Below are 18,763 nucleotides of genomic sequence, written 5' to 3' on the forward strand. Positions count from 1 at the left end.
GCTGGCTCAAGCAATGCAAATTACTTGAAGCGCCGCTCGACGCCCTTTTCCACAAGGATCTTCGCCGAAATCTCTTCCACCGAAAAATGCGTGGAATTGATGTGCGCAATGTTCTCCCGACGGAATAGATTTTCCACTTCCCGCACCTCGAACTCGCACTGGGCATAGCTCGAATAGCGGCTGTTGGGCTTGCGTTCATTACGGATCGCTGTCAGGCGGTCCGGGTCGATGGTCAGGCCGAACAGCTTGTGCTGATGGGTGCGCAGCACCGCCGGCAGTTGCAGGCGCTCCATGTCGTCCTCGGTCAGCGGGTAGTTGGCCGCGCGGATACCGAATTGCATGGCCATATACAGGCAGGTCGGGGTCTTGCCGCAGCGCGATACGCCGACCAGGATCAGGTCGGCCTTGTCGTAGTAATGGGTGCGGGCGCCATCGTCGTTGTCCAGGGCGAAGTTCACCGCCTCGATCCGCTCCATATAGTTGGAGTTGTGGCCAATGGAATGGGACTTGCCCACGGAGTACGAGGAGTGTTCGCTCAACTCCTGTTCCAGGGGCGCGAGGAAGGTCGAGAAGATGTCGATCATGAAACCATTGGAGGTCGCGAGGATCTCACGGATGTCCTGATTGACGATGGTGTCGAAAATGATCGGGCGCACACCGTCTTTTTCGGCGGCCAGATTGATTTGTTGTACCATGGCCCGCGCTTTATCCACGTTATCGATATAAGGCCGGGTAAATTTGGCAAAGGTAATGCTTTCGAACTGCGCCAGCAGGCTCTGACCCAGGGTTTCGGCGGTAATGCCGGTGCCATCGGAGATAAAGAAAGCAGATCGTTTCATTTGAGCCTTGGGCCTTAAGCTGATGACGAATCTTGGATATGATAGGCGCGATTTTGCCGTCCCACAGTGGGCCGCATTCTCACTTATTTTCCAGGTCCAGGCCACAAACGCCGGTAAATGCTCCTACTGAGCCGCCGGCGCCCTGAGCTTTTCCAACACAGTTAGTGGAGAGATCACCTTGGTAGAGTACGTAGTTTCCCTCGATAAGCTCGGCGTCCATGATGTAGAGCATGTGGGGGGCAAGAACGCATCCCTCGGCGAGATGATCAGTAATCTTGCGGGCGCTGGTGTCTCGGTGCCCGGTGGTTTCGCCACCACGGCCCAGGCATACCGCGATTTCCTCGAACTGAGCGGCCTCAACGACCAGATCCACGCTGCCCTGGACGCGCTGGACGTCGATGACGTCAATGCCCTGGCCAAGACCGGCGCACAGATCCGCCAGTGGATCATGGAAGCCGAGTTCCCCGAGAAGCTCAACGCCGAAATCCGCACAGCCTTCGCCACCTTGTCGGCCGGCAACCCGGACATGGCCGTCGCCGTGCGCTCCTCGGCCACCGCCGAAGACTTGCCCGACGCCTCGTTCGCCGGCCAACAGGAAACCTTCCTGAATATCCGTGGCGTGGAAAACGTTATCCGGGCAGCCAAGGAAGTATTTGCCTCGCTGTTCAACGACCGCGCCATTTCCTACCGTGTACACCAGGGTTTCGACCACAAGTTGGTAGCGTTGTCTGCCGGCGTACAGCGCATGGTGCGTTCGGAAACCGGTACTGCCGGCGTGATGTTCACCCTGGATACCGAATCGGGCTTCCGTGACGTGGTGTTCATCACCGGCGCCTACGGCCTGGGCGAAACCGTCGTACAAGGCGCGGTCAACCCGGACGAGTTCTACGTGCACAAGCACACCCTTGAGGCCGGTCGCCCGGCGATCCTGCGCCGCAACCTGGGCAGCAAGGCCATCAAGATGATCTACGGCGACGAGGCCAAGGCCGGTCGCTCGGTGAAAACCGTTGATGTCGACAAGGCCGAGCGTGCGCGCTTTTGCCTCAGCGATGCCGAAGTCAGCGAATTGGCCAAGCAGGCGATGATCATCGAGAAGCACTACAAGTGCCCGATGGACATCGAATGGGCCAAGGACGGCGACGACGGCAAGCTGTACATCGTCCAGGCCCGTCCGGAAACCGTGAAGAGCCGCACCTCGGCCAATGTCATGGAACGCTACCTGTTGAAAGAAACCGGCACCGTGCTGGTAGAGGGCCGTGCCATCGGCCAGCGCATCGGCGCGGGCAAGGTGCGGATCATCAAGGACGTGTCCGAGATGGACAAGGTCCAGCCAGGTGACGTGCTGGTCTCCGACATGACCGACCCGGACTGGGAACCCGTGATGAAGCGCGCCAGCGCCATCGTCACCAACCGTGGCGGGCGTACCTGCCACGCGGCGATCATCGCCCGTGAGCTGGGGATCCCGGCAGTGGTGGGTTGTGGCAACGCCACCCAACTGCTCAAGGATGGCCAGGGCGTCACCGTGTCCTGCGCCGAAGGCGATACCGGCTTCATCTTTGAAGGTGAGCTGGGCTTCGATATCAAGCAAAATTCCATCGACGCCATGCCGGACCTGCCGTTCAAGATCATGATGAACGTCGGCAACCCCGACCGCGCCTTCGACTTTGCGCAGTTGCCGAACGCCGGTGTGGGCCTGGCCCGCCTGGAGTTCATCATCAACCGCATGATCGGCGTGCACCCCAAGGCCCTGTTGAACTACGACGGCCTGCCGGTGGAAATCAAGGACAGCGTCGACAAGCGCATCGCCGGCTACAACGACCCGGTGGGCTTCTACGTCGAGAAGCTGGTGGAAGGCATCAGCACCCTGGCGGCGGCCTTCTGGCCGAAGAAAGTCATCGTGCGCCTGTCCGACTTCAAGTCCAACGAATACGCGAACCTGATCGGCGGCAAGCTCTACGAGCCGGAAGAAGAAAACCCGATGCTGGGCTTCCGTGGCGCCTCGCGTTACATCAGCGAAGCATTCCGTGACTGCTTTGAGCTTGAGTGCCGCGCCCTCAAGCGTGTGCGCAACGAGATGGGCCTGACCAACGTCGAGATCATGGTGCCCTTCGTGCGTACCCTGGGCGAAGCGAGCCAGGTCGTTGACCTGCTGGCCGAGAACGGTCTGACCCGCGGCGAAAACGGCCTGCGCGTGATCATGATGTGCGAGCTGCCGTCCAACGCCATCCTCGCCGAAGAGTTCCTGGAGTTCTTCGATGGATTCTCCATCGGTTCCAACGACCTGACCCAGTTGACCCTGGGCCTGGACCGTGACTCCGGGATCATCGCGCACCTGTTTGACGAGCGTAACCCTGCGGTCAAGAAGCTGCTGGCCAACGCCATCCAGGCCTGTAACAAGGCCGGCAAGTACATCGGCATCTGCGGCCAAGGCCCTTCCGATCACCCGGACCTGGCCAAATGGCTGATGGAACAGGGCATCGAAAGCGTCTCGCTGAACCCCGATTCCGTGCTGGAAACCTGGTTCTTCCTGGCTGAAGGTCAAGCCTCGGCGTAATTGCCATTTGCCGGCCAGCCAGTGCGGCTGGCCGGCATTTCTCATTCTGTACAGGGCGGAACTCCTACCGGACGCCGCCCTTTTTTGTGCAAGAACATTATGCAAAGCAGCAGCAACCTGTTTCCCGTCGCCTTGATCAGCGCTGAGCGTCGTGGCGACCTGAGTGAAGATGTCTATCGCCTCAAGCCTGGCAACAGCCCCGACAGCACCGTAGAGCTGGCGGTGACACGCCTGGGCCTGGCCGATGTCGCGCAAAGCCGTGGCATACCGGTGGTGCTGGTGCATGGCAGCTTTTCCAACCGGCGCTTCTGGTATTCGCCCAAAGGTATCGGCCTGGGGGCGTACCTGGCGCGCCAGGGCTTTGATGTATGGATCCCGGAAATGCGCGGCCACGGGCTTTCCCGGCGCAACCAGGACTACGCCAAGAATCGTGTCGCCGACTATGCTCGTTACGATTTGCCAGCCATTGCCGCCTTTGTGCGTGAGCAAAGTGCGCAGATCCCGCACTGGATCGGCCATTCATTGGGTGGCACGACTCTGGCGGCAGCCTTGGGCGGCCACTATCTGGGCGCGCCGGCGGTGGCGTCGGTGGCGTTGTTTGGCTGCCAGGTCAGCCGCACTTACTGGCCGTTGAAGATTCCGCCGGTGGAGTGGGGTGGACGCTTGATCCTCAAGCGCTTTGCCCAGCTCTCCGGCTCGCGCCTCAAGCGTGGTCCGGAAGACGAGCCTATCGGTCTGGCCCTGGAAAGCATGCGCTGGCACGGCTTGTTCGGGCGTTTCGGCGATGCCGAGCGCGACTGGTGGAAAGGCCTGGCCGAGGTCGATGTGCCGCTACTGGCCGTGAGCGCCGCTGGCGATCATCAGGATCCGGACTGGGCCTGCCGCAAGCTGTTTGAGCAGGTGGGCAGCGAGCATCGCCACTATCTGTGCCTGGGACGCAAGCATGGGTTCAGCGGTGATTTCGGGCATGTCGAGATGCTGGTCAGCAAAGCGGCGCAGGCCGAAGTATGGCCACTGGTGCAGCGCTGGCTGAAAGATCCCCTGACACCTCCGGTGGGTGCACAGGTGCAGGTGCCTGCGACTGTCTGAGAAAAGGCTCTAAAGAGGGCGTTTCGCTTGAAGTGGCTTACGGCTAAGATATGACGCACCGAGCTATTTTGGTCATATTCAGTCGCGCAGTGGCTATTGCGTTACAGTCTGGTGGGTCTGATCATTGTCGCCCTTGCAGCGGCAGGTCTTAAAGAATGCCCGTTGCGATGCGTTTTCTTGATGTGGCTGTGGATGTTCGACACCTTCTTTCACCGACAGGAGTTTCTCGATGAACCATTACGTTACCCCCGACCTGTGTGACGCCTACCCGGACCTGGTGCAGGTGCTGGAGCCGATGTTCGCCAACTTTGGGGGCCGGGACTCCTTCGGTGGGCAGATCGTGACCGTCAAGTGTTTTGAGGACAACTCCCGGGTCAAGGAACAGGCCGAGCTGGACGGCACTGGCAAAGTGCTGGTGGTCGACGGTGGTGGTTCGCTGCGTTGCGCCTTGCTGGGCGACATGATCGCTGATCGAGCCGCAAAGAATGGTTGGGAGGGCTTGGTGATCTACGGTTGTGTGCGTGACGTTGACGTACTGGCGCAGACCGACCTGGGCGTGCAGGCCCTGGCCAGCCACCCTAAAAAGAGTCATCGTCAGGGTGTGGGTGACGTGGGCGGGGCCGTGACCTTTGCCGGCGTGACATTGCGTCCAGGCGAATATGTCTATGCCGATAATAATGGCGTGATTGTTTCGCCAAGCCCTTTGAAAATGCCTGAATAACCGCAGCAGCCGACAGGGGTGAGGATGTTCGAGGAAGAAAACGCGCAGTGGGGGCTGGTGCATGCCCTGGTGCTGGACGGTAAAGGCGGTGCGCGTTCAATTGCCCGGACTGAGCTTGACGAGCTGCAACTGCAGCCTCAGGAAAGCCTGTGGCTGCATTGGGATCGCAGTCATCCCCAGACCCAGACCTGGTTGCGCAAATCCAGTGGCCTGAGCGAGTTTGCCTGTGACCTGCTGCTGGAGGAGAACACCCGCCCGCGTCTGCTGCCGTTGCCGGACGACGAATTGCTGCTGTTTCTGCGCGGGATCAACCTCAACCCAGGAGCCGAGCCGGAAGATATGGTGTCGGTGCGTATCTTTGCTTCGGCTGACCGGGTCATCTCCCTGCGTCTGCGGCCATTGCGCGCCACCGACGAGTTGCTGGTGCAGTTGGCGGATGGTAAAGGCCCCGGGACTGCTTCCGAGCTGATCCTCTACATGGCGCAGTACCTGACCCATAAAGTGCAGGATCTGGTCAGTGACCTGTCTGAAATCGTCGATATCGAAGAAGAAAAACTCGATACCGACGAACGGTATACCCCGGAGCATGGCAGTGTCCTGCAGATCCGTCGGCGTGCCGCCGCGCTCAAGCGTTTTTTGGCGCCGCAGCGCGATATTTTCGCGCAACTGACACGCATAAAACTGCCATGGTTTGCCGATGACGATGCTGACTATTGGAATGAATTGAATAACAGCCTGACCCGTTACCTGGAAGAGCTGGAACTGAGCCGGGAGCGCGTGGGGCTGGTGCTGGAGGCCGAGGATCGGCGTTTGAGCGTGCGCATGAACCGCACCATGTACCGCTTCGGGATCATCACCGGGATCTTTTTGCCGATGAGTTTTCTGACAGGGTTGCTGGGGATCAACGTGGGCGGAATTCCGTTCTCCGAGAGCCCATATGGTTTCGCGCTAGCGTGCCTGTTGATGGTCTCGGTGGCCCTTGGGCAGTGGTGGTTGTTTCGACGTTTACGCTGGGTTTGACCTGAACGTGACCTGAACGGCGGGAGAGGTCATGTGACCCGACGAATTTTGCCCTCGTCTTTTAACTCACTTGCGAGAGGTCCCTATGCACGATCCGTTTGAACAGTCTCTGCGTGACATGCTTAATGCTTCGCCGTCCAACCGTGACGACGACGCTTGCCTGGGCCGCGTACTGAAAACTGCCAACCGCCAGGTAGGTGCGGGCGATCTGTTTGGTCTGCTCGGCCGCTGGGTGCCGGCATTGATGATGGCCCTGAACAATGGTTCGGCCCACGTATCACCTGTTTCTCGTCGTAAACCTATTGCTCGCACTGCTGATAAGGCTGATTGAATATGGAACTTGATCTCTGGACGCAGAGTCTGGTCACTGCAATGACTGCGTTGTGGACCAAGGTGGCGAATTTCATTCCCAACCTGTTTGGTGCGCTGGTGTTGGTGCTGCTGGGTTTTGTCGTGGCCAAGTTGCTCGACACCCTGCTCTCAAAATTGCTCGCCAAGCTGGGCCTCGATCGCCTGATGGCCGGCACCGGATTGACCAAGCTGCTGGGGCGTGCCGGGCTGCAAGTGCCGATCTCGACACTGATCGGCAAGATCGTCTATTGGTTTGTTTTGCTGATTTTTCTGGTTTCTGCGGCGCAATCACTTGGACTTGAGCGAGTTTCAGCTACGCTCGACATGCTGGCGCTGTATTTGCCGAAGGTATTCGGCGGCGCGTTGGTGTTGCTGGTGGGGGTTTTGCTGGCGCAACTGGCCAATGGGCTGGTACGCGGCGCTGCCGAAGGAGTGGGCCTGGACTATGCCAGCGGCCTGGGGCGAATCGCCCAGGGGCTGGTAATCATCATCAGTATTTCGGTGGCGATCAGCCAGTTGGAGGTCAAGACTGACCTGCTCAACCATGTGATCGTGATCGCTTTGATTACCGTTGGTCTGGCCGTTGCACTGGCCATGGGGTTGGGAAGCCGGGGAATTGCCGGTCAGATTCTTGCGGGAATCTATGTGCGTGAGTTGTATCAGGTTGGGCAACACGTGCGTGTTGGCGAGGTCGAAGGGCAGATTGAAGAGATCGGTACGGTGAAAACCACGGTGCTGACCGATGATGGCGAACTAGTGTCGCTGTCCAATCGGGTTCTGCTGGAACAGCAGGTCAATAGCCGCTAACCCGGTAAACCCTGCTAATGTACGCCGCCGCAAACCTGGGTATCCAGGCTGTGGCGGACATTGACCTGACTGTCGGCACGACTTGTTTTGAATAAAGCCCAAACGCTGTCCACGCGCTATGACCCCCGTGAGCTCTCTGATGAGGAGTTGGTCGCGCGCTCGCACACGGAGCTGTTTCACGTAACACGCGCGTACGAAGAATTGATGCGCAGGTATCAACGCACTCTGTTCAACGTTTGTTCAAGATATTTAGGGAACGATCGTGATGCGGATGATGTCTGTCAGGAAGTGATGCTCAAGGTGTTGTATGGCCTGAAGAACTTCGAGGGTAAATCGAAGTTCAAAACCTGGCTCTACAGCATCACGTACAACGAGTGCATCACGCAGTATCGTAAGGAACGGCGAAAGCGTCGCTTGATGGACGCATTGAGCCTGGACCCCCTTGAGGAGGCGTCTGAAGAAAAGACGCCGGCACCCGAGGAGAAGGGCGGGCTTGATCGCTGGTTGGTGCATGTGAATCCAATTGACCGGGAAATTCTGGTGCTACGATTTGTCGCAGAACTGGAATTTCAGGAAATTGCTGACATTATGCATATGGGTTTGAGTGCTACAAAAATGCGTTACAAACGTGCTCTTGATAAATTGCGTGAGAAATTTGCGGACAGTACTGAAACTTAGTTCGGTGCAAATATCTCTTACGTGTAGGCAAGTTCTGTTAGACTTGTCGCCGAGTTGTCCCCCGGTATGTGGGACTGCTTTACAATCACCAGATGGGGATTTAACGGATGAAACTGAAAAACACCTTGGGCTTGGCCATTGGTTCTCTTATTGCCGCTACTTCTTTCGGCGTTCTGGCACAAGGCCAAGGCGCAGTTGAAGGCGAGCTGTTCTACAAGAAGCAGTACAACGATAGCGTCAAGCACATCGAAGACGGCTTCAATCCTGGCGCTCGCATCGGTTACTTCCTGACCGACGACCTGTCCTTGAACCTGTCCTACGACAAGACCAACCACACCCGTTCGACTGACGGTACTGGCAACCAGAAGATCAAAGGTGATACCGGCAGCCTCGTTGCTCAGTACCACTTCGGTCAAGCTGGCGTCGACTCCCTGCGTCCATACGTAGAAGGTGGTTTCGGTCACCAGAGCCGTGGCAACGTACGTGCTGATGGCCACACTGGTCGCGATCAGACTACTTTCGCTACCGTTGGTACCGGCGTTAAGTACTACTTCACCAACAACCTGTACGCTCGTGCCGGTGTTGAAGCTGACTACGGTCTGGACAACGGCAAGTGGGACTACTCCGCACTGGTCGGCCTGGGCGTAAACTTCGGCGGTAACGCTGGCGCAGTTGCTCCAGCTCCTACCCCAGCACCAGCTCCAGAGCCAGTTCCAGAGCCAGAAGCTCCGGTTGCTCAGGTTGTTCGTGTTGAGCTGGACGTGAAGTTCGACTTCGACAAGGCCGTTGTTAAGCCTAACAGCTACGGCGACGTGAAAAACCTGGCCGACTTCATGAAGCAGTACCCAGCTACCAACGTAGAAGTTGCTGGTCACACTGACTCCGTCGGTCCAGACGCCTACAACCAGAAGCTGTCCCAGCGTCGTGCTGACGCTGTTAAGAAAGTCCTGGCCAATGATGGCGTTGAAGCCAACCGCATCACCGCGGTAGGTTACGGCGAATCCCGCCCAGTTGCTGACAACGCAACTGAAGCTGGTCGTGCTGTTAACCGTCGTGTAGAAGCGTCGGTTGAAGCTCAAGCTCAGTAATTACTGAGTGGTAGAAAAAAGCCCGGCTTAGGCCGGGCTTTTTTTCGCCTGCCATTTGCCTCAGGCGCTGGCCTGCAAGGCGACCTCTACCACGTTGCCAGCTACCGCTCCGATCACCAGGATCGCCGGGCTCTTCAAGGCAAACGCCTTGGCATCCTCCTGCATGTGCGCCAGGGCGCTGCGGCACTCACGCTGCTGGGGCAGCGAGGCGTTCTCGATCATCGCCACCGGCATATCAGGGGCCATGCCCCCTTCGAGCAAGTGCCGGGCAATCTCTGAAAGCTTCGCCACACCCATGTACACCACCAGTGTCGTGCCACCCTCGGCCAATGCCCGCCAATTGAGGCGGCTGTCGTCCTGGGTATGGGCGGTGACAAGCGTTACGCCGCGACTGATTCCCCGCAACGTCAGCGGTATATCGCAGTTTGTGGCACCCGCCAGCCCCGCCGTGATGCCATTGACCAACTCCACGCTCACCCCTCGATCCCTCAGCCAACTCGCCTCTTCGCCGCCGCGCCCAAAAATGCACGGATCGCCGCCTTTCAGGCGCACCACACATTTGCCCTGGCGTGCATAACGCAGCATCAAGCGGTGAATGAAATCCTGGGGCGTAGAACGACATCCCCCGCGCTTGCCGACGGTTATCACCCGCGTACCGGGGCAATGCTCAAGTACTGCAGGGTTGACCAAGTCATCAATCAGTACCACATCGGCCTCGTGCAGGGCCCGTACCGCCTTGAGGGTCAACAACTCCGGATCACCTGGGCCTGCGCCCACCAGCCAGACTTTTGCGTTCATAGGTATTGCCCTCACACACTGATAGCGATTGGCTGCGAGGTGCTCGCCAATAGCCGTTTGATTTCGGGCACGCAGGAGCCACATTGCGTACCGCAGCCCAACGCTTGTTTCAGCCCATCCAGATCCAAACCACGGCCGATGCCGGCGCATATCGCGCTTTCACTGACGTTCTTGCAGTTGCAGAGGGTTCTGTTGCTGGTCATTTCACCACCAGGTGGCGCACTCAGCGGTGCCAGCAGCCAACGGCGCAATTGCTCGTCGGCCCGACCTTCCAGCCACAGGCTTTGCAGCCAGTGACGGGCGAGGGTTTCGCCGGCCAGACGGATCGCGGTAATCCGGCCTTTCTCGATTTTTACCCGTTTGCCGATAGAGCGCCGCGGGTCGTCATAGGCCATGACCGGGCCGTCATTAAGGCCCAGCAGTTGGTCGATGGCCTTGAGCAGTTGCAGGTCCGGCGCCTCGCTATGTGCCGCGCGTACCAGCAGGGCAGGCCGTTCGCGCCCGGCCAGGCTCAGGCTGACATAGGCAAAACCCTCGCACAGGGGGCGCAAGGCTTCGAAGTGTTGCTGCACATCGCCCTCGATCAGCGCGAACAAGTGCCAGGGCAATTGCACGGCTTCCAGGCGCACGCCGCTGTGCTTGAGTTCCGGTTGTTTCGACAGTGGATCGAACGCCGGCTGGGTCAGGGCGTTGACGCCGCCCTTGAGGAAGCGATCGCCCCAATGCATCGGCAGGAACGCCTGGCCGGGGCGCACGCTGTCATCACTGCTCACCGCCACGATCACATTGCCACGACGGCTCTTGAGGTTGACCAGGTCGCCTTCCTTGAAACGATGCCGACGCAATTCGTCCGGATGCAGGCTGAGCAACGCTTCGCTGACGTGCCCGAAGAGTTGCGCCGCCGTGCCGGTACGGCTCATGCCGTGCCATTGGTCACGCAGGCGGCCGGTGATCAGGGTCAGGGGAAAGCGCGCATCACGCTGCTCCTTGGCGGCGCGATAAGGGTCGGCGACAAACCGCGCCCGCCCATTGGCGGTTGGGAAGATACCGTCGGTGTACAAGCGTGCCGTGCCGGCCTGGGCCTCTGCGGGAAACGGCCATTGCTGCGGGCCGATCCGGTCGAGCAGCGCGTGGCTGAGGCCTGACAGGTCCAGGTCTTGGCCACGAGTCAGCTGTTTGTATTCATCAAACACCTGCGCCGGGTTTTCGAAGGTGAACAGGCCGGTTTTCTGCGGGCGCAAGCGGCGTTCCAGGCGCTGGGCGAAATCCACGGTGATTGCCCAGTCCGGTCGCGCTTCGCCCGGTGGGGTGATGGCCTGGCGGACGTGGGAAATGCGCCGCTCGGAATTGGTCACCGTGCCGTCCTTCTCGCCCCAACTGGCAGCCGGCAGCAACAGGTCGGCAAAGGTCGCGGTTTCGGTAGTGCGAAAGGCCTCTTGCAATACCACGAACGGGCACGCGGCCAAGGCCAGGCGCACGCTGTTCTGGTCCGGCATTGATTGCGCCGGGTTGGTACAGGCGATCCACAATGCCTTGATCTTGCCGGCCTGCACCTGCTCGAACAGTTCGATGGCGGTCAAGCCGGTGCTGGATGGCAGTTGCTCAACCCCCCAATAAGCGGCGACTTGGGCGCGGTGCTCGGCGTTGCCGGCGTCGCGATGGCCCGGTAGCAGGTTCGACAGGCTGCCGGTTTCCCGGCCACCCATGGCATTCGGTTGGCCGGTCAGGGAAAAGGGCCCGCAACCTGGGCGGCCAAGGGTGCCGGTGGCCAGGTGCAGGTTGATCAGTGCACTGTTTTTCGCGCTGCCGGCAGTGGACTGGTTCAACCCCATGCACCACAAAGACAGGAAACTCGGCGAGGTGCCGACCCACTCAGCACACTGGCGCAGTTGTTCGACGCTGATCCCGCACAATTGCGTGACCATCTGCGGCGTGTAGTCATGCACCAGCCGTTTCAGCTCGACCAAACCCTCGGTATGGGCCTGGATAAAGTCGCGGTCGATCCAGTCTTCCCACAGCAACAGATGCAAAATCCCATGGAACAACGCCACATCAGTCCCCGGCAGGATCGCCAGGTGCATATCCGCCAGGTCGCAGGTGTCGGTGCGTCGGGGATCGATGACCAGCACCTTCATGTCCGGTCGGCGCGCCTTGGCTTCTTCCAGCCGGCGAAACAGTACCGGGTGGGCGTAGGCCATGTTACTGCCGACGATCATCACGCAATCGCTGGCCTCCAGATCCTCATAGCTGCACGGTGGCGCATCGGCACCCAGGCTGCGCTTGTAGCCGACCACCGCCGAGGACATGCACAGCCTGGAATTGCTGTCGATATTGTTGGTGCCCACCAGGGCCCGTGCGAGTTTGTTGAAACTGTAGTAGTCCTCGGTCAACAGTTGCCCGGAGATATAGAACGCCACGCTGTCGGGGCCATGCTCGGTGATGGTATCGGCGAACACATTGGCCGCGTGTTCCAGGGCCGTGTCCCAGTCGGTGCGGCTGCGGGCCAGGCCCTTGCCCAGGCGCAGTTCCGGGTACAGCGCCCGCGCCGACCGGTCGCCGGTCAGGTGCAGGGTGGACCCCTTGCTGCACAGTTTGCCGAAGTTGGCCGGGTGCGCCGGATCGCCGCTGACCCCGAGGATCTGCGTGCCATCATGTTCGATCAGCACGCCGCAGCCGACCCCGCAGTAGCAGCAGGTCGATGCGGTGACCTGGCGGTTCATCAACCGGCGTCCCGCAGGGCCAGCATCACCCGGCCGTTTTCCACCCGGGCGTGGTGATGGTGGGCGCAGCCGATATCCGGGGCCTGGGCTTCGCCGGATGCCAGGTCGATCTGCCAGTTGTGCAGCGGGCAGGCCACGCGTTTGCCATAGATCAGCCCCTGGGACAGTGGGCCGCCCTTGTGCGGGCAGCGGTCGTCGAGGGCGAAAACCTCGTCGTCACTGGTACGAAAAATCGCGATTTCCCCTTTCGGGCCGCTGATGATGCGCGAGCCCAGGGCGTTGATTTCTTCGAGGGCGCAGATATCCAGCCAGTTCATAGCACTACCTCCAGCTGTTTGACGGCGATGGTGTCGAATTCCTTTTTCAGCAATGGCTGCTCCAGGCGCTCTTTCCACGGGTCCTGTTCAAACGACAGGGAAAATTGCAGGCGCTCATTGAGGGCCTGGCGCCGCGCCGGGTCTTCCAGCACGGCCTTCTTGATGTGGTCCATGCCGACCCGTTGCAGGTAATGCACGGTGCGCTCCAGGTAGAAGGCTTCTTCGCGGTACAGCTGTAGGAAAGCGCCGTTGTACTCACGCACTTCCTCGGCGGTCTTGAGCTTGACGAAAAATTCCGCGACCTCGGTCTTGATCCCGCCATTGCCACCGATATACATCTCCCACCCCGAGTCGACGCCGATTATTCCCACGTCCTTGATCCCGGCTTCCGAGCAGTTGCGCGGGCACCCGGAGACCGCCAGCTTGACCTTGTGGGGCGACCACATATTGAACAGGTCATGCTCAAGCTCAATGCCCAGTTGCGTGGAGTTCTGCGTGCCGAAACGGCAGAACTCGCTGCCGACACAGGTCTTCACGGTGCGGATGGATTTGCCGTAGGCATGCCCGGACGGCATATCGAGGTCTTTCCAGACCCCGGGCAGGTCCTGTTTCTTGATGCCCAGCAAGTCGATGCGCTGGCCGCCAGTGACCTTGACCATTGGCACGTTGTACTTGTCGGCCACATCGGCAATCCGCCGCAGCTCGGCAGGATTGGTCACACCGCCCCACATCCGTGGGACTACCGAGTAGGTGCCGTCTTTCTGAATATTGGCGTGGGCCCGTTCGTTGATCAGGCGCGATTGCGGGTCGTCCCTGGCTTCGCCTGGCCAGGTGGAGATCAGGTAGTAGTTCAAGGCCGGGCGGCAGGTGGCGCAGCCGTTGGGCGTGCGCCAGTTGAGGTAGCCCATGGTGTCGGCGATGGTCAGCAGGTGCTGGTCGCGGATGGCCTGGCGGATTTGCCCGTGGTTGAGGTCGCTGCAACCGCAGATGGCTTTTTCGCTTTTGGGCTTGACGTCGGCGGCGCCGCCCACGGTATTGATCAGGATCTGCTCCACCAGCCCGGCGCAGGAGCCGCAGGAGCTGGCGGCCTTGGTGTGTTTTTTTACCTCATCGACGCTGAACAGGCCCTGTTCCTGGATCGCCTTGACGATGGTGCCCTTGCACACCCCGTTACAGCCGCAGACTTCGGCGCTGTCGGCCATGCTCATGGCTTTGTCCTGGCCTTGGTGGCCTACATCGCCCAAGGCGTTTTCGCCGAACATCAGGTGGTCGCGGATCTCGCCAATGCCATGGTTCTCACGGATCTGCCGGAAATACCAACCGCCGTCGGCGGTATCGCCGTACAGGCAGGCGCCGACCAGTATGTCGTCCTTGATCACCAGCTTCTTATAGACGCCGCCAATGGGGTCGGAAAGGGTGATGGTCTCGGTGCCTTCGCCGCCCATGAAGTCGCCAGCAGAAAACAGGTCGATGCCGGTGACTTTGAGCTTGGTCGAGGTCACCGAGCCTTTGTAGGTGGCGAAGCCCAACTGCGCCAGATGGTTGGCACACACCTTGGCCTGTTCGAACAGCGGTGCCACCAGGCCGTAGGCAATCCCACGATGGCTGGCGCACTCGCCGATGGCATAGATGCGCGGGTCGTAGGTTTGCAGCGTGTCGTTGACCAGGATCCCACGGTTGCACGGGATGCCAGACCGTTCCGCCAGTTCGGTGTTGGGGCGGATACCGGCGGCCATCACCACCAGGTCGGCCGGAATCACTTCGCCATTTTTGAACTGCACCGAGCCCACGCGGCCATTGCCGGCGTCATGCAGGGCCTGGGTCTGTTCGCACAGGCGAAACACCAGGCCCCGGCTTTCCAGTTCGGTTTGCAGCAACTGGCCGCTGGTCTTGTCCAGCTGGCGTTCCAGCAGCCATTCGCCGATATGCACCACGGTCACGTGCATGCCGCGCAGCATCAGGCCATTGGCCGCTTCCAGGCCCAGCAGGCCACCACCGATGACCACCGCGTGCTTGTGGGTTTTGGCGGTGTCGATCATGGCCTGGGTATCGGCGATGTCGCGGTAGCCAATCACGCCCTGCAAGGTGTTGCCGGGGATCGGCAGGATAAACGGGGTCGAACCGGTGGCGATCAGCAGGCGATCGTACTCGGCCTCGGTGCCGTCTTCGGCGATGACTTTGCGCTTGACCCGGTCAATCTGCACCACCTTGCGGTTGAGCAGCAGCTTGATGTTGTTTTGCAGGTACCAGTCCAGGTCGTTGAGCACGATCTCTTCGAACGTCTGCTCGCCGGCCAGCACCGGCGAGAGCAGGATGCGGTTGTAGTTGGTGTGGGGCTCGGCACCAAACACCGTGATGTCGTACAGCTCGGTGCTCAGTTTCAGCAGTTCTTCAAGGGTGCGAACCCCGGCCATGCCGTTGCCGATCATCACCAGTTTGAGTTTCTTCATGTCGTTCTCCGCAGTGGCTCGACAAATCACGCGCAAACAAAAAAGGCGTCCCGCTAGTTGCCTAGCGAGGACGCCTTTGTCCTGGTCCCGTTCTCTCGGGAGAGCCCCACCTTCGTCGTTGAAGGGTGGGCTGTATGTGGGGGTGTTGCAGGAGCTAATGCAGCGGTTGTGCCAAGTCGTGAAAAGCCGGATTTACTGAGGTTCTGGCGGCTGCCACAAGGCTGTTTCGCACCATTTAAAGGCGCGATGCCCACAACTGGCGCGTCGACCTCCTGTAGGAGCCGGCTTGCCGGCGAAGGACGTTAACGATAACGCGAGGTACCTGGATGAATACGGTGATTGTGGGTTTTGCGCCGGCAAGCTGGCTCCTACAGGGATAACAGATACAGCAACAGCAGATTGATCAGCAGCGACACCAACGCCAGGGTTTGCCAGACCTTCAGCGGTTCGCGTTCCAGCAGCGGCCGCGGGCGCAGGCTCAGTTCGCGGCGGTCGGCCTGTTCCAGTACCAGCAGCCATTGCTCGGCGGTTTCGTAACGCTGATCTGCTTGCGCGGCAACCGAGCGTTCCAGGCTTTGCTGCAACCAATCGGGCAGGTCCGGCCGGTAGCGGCTGGCGTTGACCGGCGTGTTGAACCGGGGCCGCTGGAAAGCTTCGATCTCACCGTAGGGATAATGCCCGGTGAGCAGGTAATACAGGCTCACACCGGCGCTGTACAAATCCTGCTGCGGGGTCGGACGTTCGCCGCTGAAGGCTTCGGGCGCGATAAAGCTGGGCGTGCCCGGCAACAGGTGAGCGCGGTCTTCGGACAACCCAGGGCAATAGGCCAGGCCAAAATCCAGCACCCGCAGTTCGCCGTCGTCGCCCAGCAGCAGGTTTTCCGGCTTGATGTCGCGGTGCAGGATTTGCCGGCGATGCAGCATGCCCACTGCCCGCAGCAAGCGTTCGGCAATGGATTGCCACTGCGCCAGTGGCAACGGGCCTTGCCGCTGGAACAGCTGCGCCAGGGTTTGCCCGCTGTATTCACGCATCACGTAGTACAAATGCTGACGCCCGCCGCCCGGATGGACTTCAGGAAATGCCCGCCCGGCCACCCTGCGCAGAAACCATTCCTCCGCGAGCAGGGCCTGGGCGGCATCGTGGTCATCATCGTGGTCAGGGGGCAGGGTCTTGAGCAGCCAGGGTTGCTGCTGGGCATCGCGCACCCGGTACAGCAACGACTGGCGACTGTGTGCCCGCAGGCATTCCACCTGCCAGCCTTCGAAGGATTGCCCGGCCTTCAACAGTGGCGGCAATGGCCACTGTTGCAACTGCACCAGCGCATCACCCAGGGTCGCGGCGCCGAGCCGGTCGATGCGCACCAGCAGGGCACTGGCGTTGTCCTGGCTACCTGCCAGGTGCGCGGCGTTGACCAGCGTATTGACCGCCACGTCCAGGTCGGCCTGTTCGCGCAGGATCGCGCGGATGCTGTGGTCGGCGAGGGTCGCCCACACACCATCGCTGAGCAGCAGGAAACATTCGCCCTGGCGCAGTTCACCGTCGAGAAAATCCACCACCAGATGCTGGTCCAGGCCCAGGGCGCGCTTGAGCACATGCTGCATGCCGGGTTGCTCCCAGACATGCTCTTGAGTGATGCGCTGCAACTCACCGTCAAACCAGCGATACACCCGGCAATCACCAACATGGGCCAGGGTAAAGCGCTGGCCGCGAAACACCAGGGCGCTAAGGGTGGTCAGCAACGGTTGGCCGCCGCCATTGGCCTGCAGCCAGCGATTCTGTGCCAGCAACAGCCGCTCCAGGGCCTGGGCCACGCCCCAGGTCTGTGGCGTGGCGTAGTAATCCAGGGCCAGGGCCTGCACGGTCGAGCGCGCGGCCAGGCCGCCGTCGGCGCATTGGCTGACGCCATCGGCGATAGCACACAGATAGCCTTTGCTGGCGGCCAGTTCCGGAGCCGGCGTGACCAGGCGCAGGGCGTCCTGGTTTTCCGCGCGCGGCCCGATGGCGCTGGCCTGGGCCACGCTCAGTTGCAGGCTCATCAGACCCGCGCGGCGGTGACGGCAGCCGAACCCCAGGTGGTCCTCCAGCGGCGCTTCACGCCATACAGGCCGAACCACGCCAGCACGCCCAGGCTGGCGAATAGCCACAGTGCCAACTGGTAGCTGCCGGTGCTTTGCTTGATCGCGCCCATGCCCGCTGCCAGGGCGAAACCGCCGATACCGCCGGCCATGCCGATCAGCCCGGTCATCACGCCAATCTCGCGGCGAAAGCGCTGGGGCACCAGTTGGAATACCGCACCGTTACCGGCGCCCAGGCCGAGCATGGTGCACACGAAAAGTGCCAGTGCCGCGTAGGAACTCGGTAGGTTGAAGCCCACTGCGGCGATGCACACGGCCGCCACGCCGTACATGCCCAGCAGGGTGCGGATCCCGCCGAAACGGTCAGCCAGGGCGCCGCCCAGGGGCCGCATCAGGCTGCCGCCGAACACGCAGGCGGCGGTGTAGTAACCAGCGGTGACCGGGCTCAGGCCGTATTGGTCGTTGAAGTAGCCGGGCAGGGCGCTGGCCAGGCCGATGAAACCACCGAAGGTCACGCTGTAGAAGAACATGAACCACCAACTGTCGCGGTCGCCCAGGGCCTTGAAATAGTCGGCCATGGATTTGGCTTTGGGTCGCTCAGGCGCATTGCGTGCCAGCCAGGCGAACACGATCAAAGTCAGGATCAGCGGGATCAGGGCAAAGCCGAACACGTTGGTCCAGCCAAATGCGGCGGCGATCAGCGGTGCCAGTAGCGCGGCGAAAACCGTGCCGGAGTTGCCGGCACCGGCGATGCCCATGGCCTTGCCCTGGTGTTCGGCGGGGTACCACTGGGAGGCCAGCGGCAGGGCGACGGCAAACGAGGCCCCGGCCATGCCGAGGAACAGCCCTAGCAGCAACGCCTGTTCATAACTGTGGATCCCCAGTTTCCAGGCACAGAACAGCGCCACAATCACGATCACCTGGCCGATCAGGCCGGCAGTCTTGGGCGACAGCTTGTCCGCGAGCATACCCATCAAGAAGCGCAGGATCGCCCCTGCCAGGATCGGCGTGGCGACCATCAGCCCGCGTTGCTGGGTGGTCAGTTGCAGGTCGGCGGCGATCTGCACCGCCAGCGGGCCCAATAGGTACCAGACCATGAAACTCAGGTCGAAATACAGGAACGCGGCAAACAAGGTCGGGGTGTGCCCGGATTTCCAGAAGCTTGATTTCATCACGCACCTCAGATTGGGGATCTTGTAGAAGGCCTGGTGATGGAACGGCCAGCGAAGGCCGCCCCATCCAAACGAAAAAACGCC

At 60.7% G+C, this 18,763-nt stretch carries 15 protein-coding genes; 8 read left to right on the forward strand and 7 right to left on the reverse strand.

What is annotated here, in order from left to right; translation table 11 throughout:
- Positions 1 to 20 precede the first annotated feature (20 nt).
- Entirely contained in the window at positions 21 to 839 is an 819-nt protein-coding gene (locus tag HBO19_RS14280) for a pyruvate, water dikinase regulatory protein (protein WP_076961191.1), read from the reverse strand.
- A gap of 178 nt (positions 840 to 1,017) precedes the next feature.
- On the opposite strand from HBO19_RS14280, the gene ppsA reads away from it, so the two are divergent.
- The 8 genes from ppsA to HBO19_RS14320 all read left to right on the forward strand — a co-directional run bounded on the left by ppsA (position 1,018) and on the right by HBO19_RS14320 (position 9,147).
- A complete protein-coding gene (ppsA, locus tag HBO19_RS14285; protein ID WP_029298284.1) occupies positions 1,018 to 3,393 on the forward strand; it encodes a phosphoenolpyruvate synthase in 2,376 nt (791 codons plus the stop codon).
- A 99-nt stretch (positions 3,394 to 3,492) separates the two neighbouring features.
- Positions 3,493 to 4,482 (forward strand): alpha/beta fold hydrolase, encoded by a 990-nt coding sequence (locus tag HBO19_RS14290; RefSeq protein ID WP_170057726.1) that lies wholly within the window; start codon positions 3,493 to 3,495, stop codon positions 4,480 to 4,482.
- Between the two features lie 229 nt (positions 4,483 to 4,711).
- The gene (rraA, locus tag HBO19_RS14295; protein ID WP_170057727.1) at positions 4,712 to 5,203 is read left to right on the forward strand and encodes a ribonuclease E activity regulator RraA; all 492 of its coding nucleotides are present in this window, start codon (positions 4,712 to 4,714) and stop codon (positions 5,201 to 5,203) included.
- A gap of 24 nt (positions 5,204 to 5,227) precedes the next feature.
- Positions 5,228 to 6,223, forward strand: a complete 996-nt coding sequence (locus HBO19_RS14300) for a zinc transporter ZntB (protein WP_170057728.1) — start codon at positions 5,228 to 5,230, stop codon at positions 6,221 to 6,223.
- An 85-nt stretch (positions 6,224 to 6,308) separates the two neighbouring features.
- Complete coding sequence (locus HBO19_RS14305) at positions 6,309 to 6,554, forward strand: hypothetical protein (protein WP_038442312.1); 246 nt, start codon at positions 6,309 to 6,311, stop codon at positions 6,552 to 6,554.
- A 2-nt stretch (positions 6,555 to 6,556) separates the two neighbouring features.
- Positions 6,557 to 7,381: a mechanosensitive ion channel domain-containing protein gene (locus HBO19_RS14310; RefSeq protein ID WP_170057729.1), complete on the forward strand. Its 825-nt coding sequence runs from the start codon at positions 6,557 to 6,559 to the stop codon at positions 7,379 to 7,381.
- Between the two features lie 87 nt (positions 7,382 to 7,468).
- The gene (sigX, locus tag HBO19_RS14315; RefSeq protein ID WP_038442311.1) at positions 7,469 to 8,059 is read left to right on the forward strand and encodes an RNA polymerase sigma factor SigX; all 591 of its coding nucleotides are present in this window, start codon (positions 7,469 to 7,471) and stop codon (positions 8,057 to 8,059) included.
- A 107-nt stretch (positions 8,060 to 8,166) separates the two neighbouring features.
- Positions 8,167 to 9,147, forward strand: a complete 981-nt coding sequence (locus HBO19_RS14320) for an OmpA family protein (protein WP_169954241.1) — start codon at positions 8,167 to 8,169, stop codon at positions 9,145 to 9,147.
- A gap of 60 nt (positions 9,148 to 9,207) precedes the next feature.
- Here the strand turns inward: HBO19_RS14320 and cobA are convergent, their stop codons facing one another.
- From cobA to HBO19_RS14350, 6 genes are all read right to left on the reverse strand, one after another.
- Positions 9,208 to 9,945 carry a uroporphyrinogen-III C-methyltransferase gene (gene cobA, locus HBO19_RS14325; RefSeq protein ID WP_170057730.1) on the reverse strand — a complete coding sequence of 246 codons (738 nt, stop codon included), beginning with the start codon at positions 9,943 to 9,945 and terminating at the stop codon, positions 9,208 to 9,210.
- A gap of 11 nt (positions 9,946 to 9,956) precedes the next feature.
- A complete protein-coding gene (locus HBO19_RS14330; RefSeq protein ID WP_170057731.1) occupies positions 9,957 to 12,665 on the reverse strand; it encodes a nitrate reductase in 2,709 nt (902 codons plus the stop codon).
- Positions 12,665 to 12,982: a nitrite reductase small subunit NirD gene (gene nirD, locus HBO19_RS14335; RefSeq protein WP_169954238.1), complete on the reverse strand. Its 318-nt coding sequence runs from the start codon at positions 12,980 to 12,982 to the stop codon at positions 12,665 to 12,667. The genes HBO19_RS14330 and nirD overlap by 1 nt, the downstream gene beginning before the upstream one ends.
- Positions 12,979 to 15,432, reverse strand: a complete 2,454-nt coding sequence (gene nirB, locus HBO19_RS14340) for a nitrite reductase large subunit NirB (protein WP_170057732.1) — start codon at positions 15,430 to 15,432, stop codon at positions 12,979 to 12,981. Before nirB ends, nirD begins: the two co-directional genes overlap by 4 nt.
- A 368-nt stretch (positions 15,433 to 15,800) precedes the next feature.
- Positions 15,801 to 17,468: a bifunctional protein-serine/threonine kinase/phosphatase gene (locus HBO19_RS14345; protein WP_170057870.1), complete on the reverse strand. Its 1,668-nt coding sequence runs from the start codon at positions 17,466 to 17,468 to the stop codon at positions 15,801 to 15,803.
- Entirely contained in the window at positions 17,468 to 18,679 is a 1,212-nt protein-coding gene (locus HBO19_RS14350; RefSeq protein ID WP_169954236.1) for a nitrate/nitrite transporter, read from the reverse strand. The genes HBO19_RS14345 and HBO19_RS14350 overlap by 1 nt, the downstream gene beginning before the upstream one ends.
- Between the last annotated feature and the right edge of the window lie 84 nt (positions 18,680 to 18,763).

Source organism: Pseudomonas sp. WS 5021 (assembly GCF_012985535.1).
Classification (GTDB): domain Bacteria; phylum Pseudomonadota; class Gammaproteobacteria; order Pseudomonadales; family Pseudomonadaceae; genus Aquipseudomonas.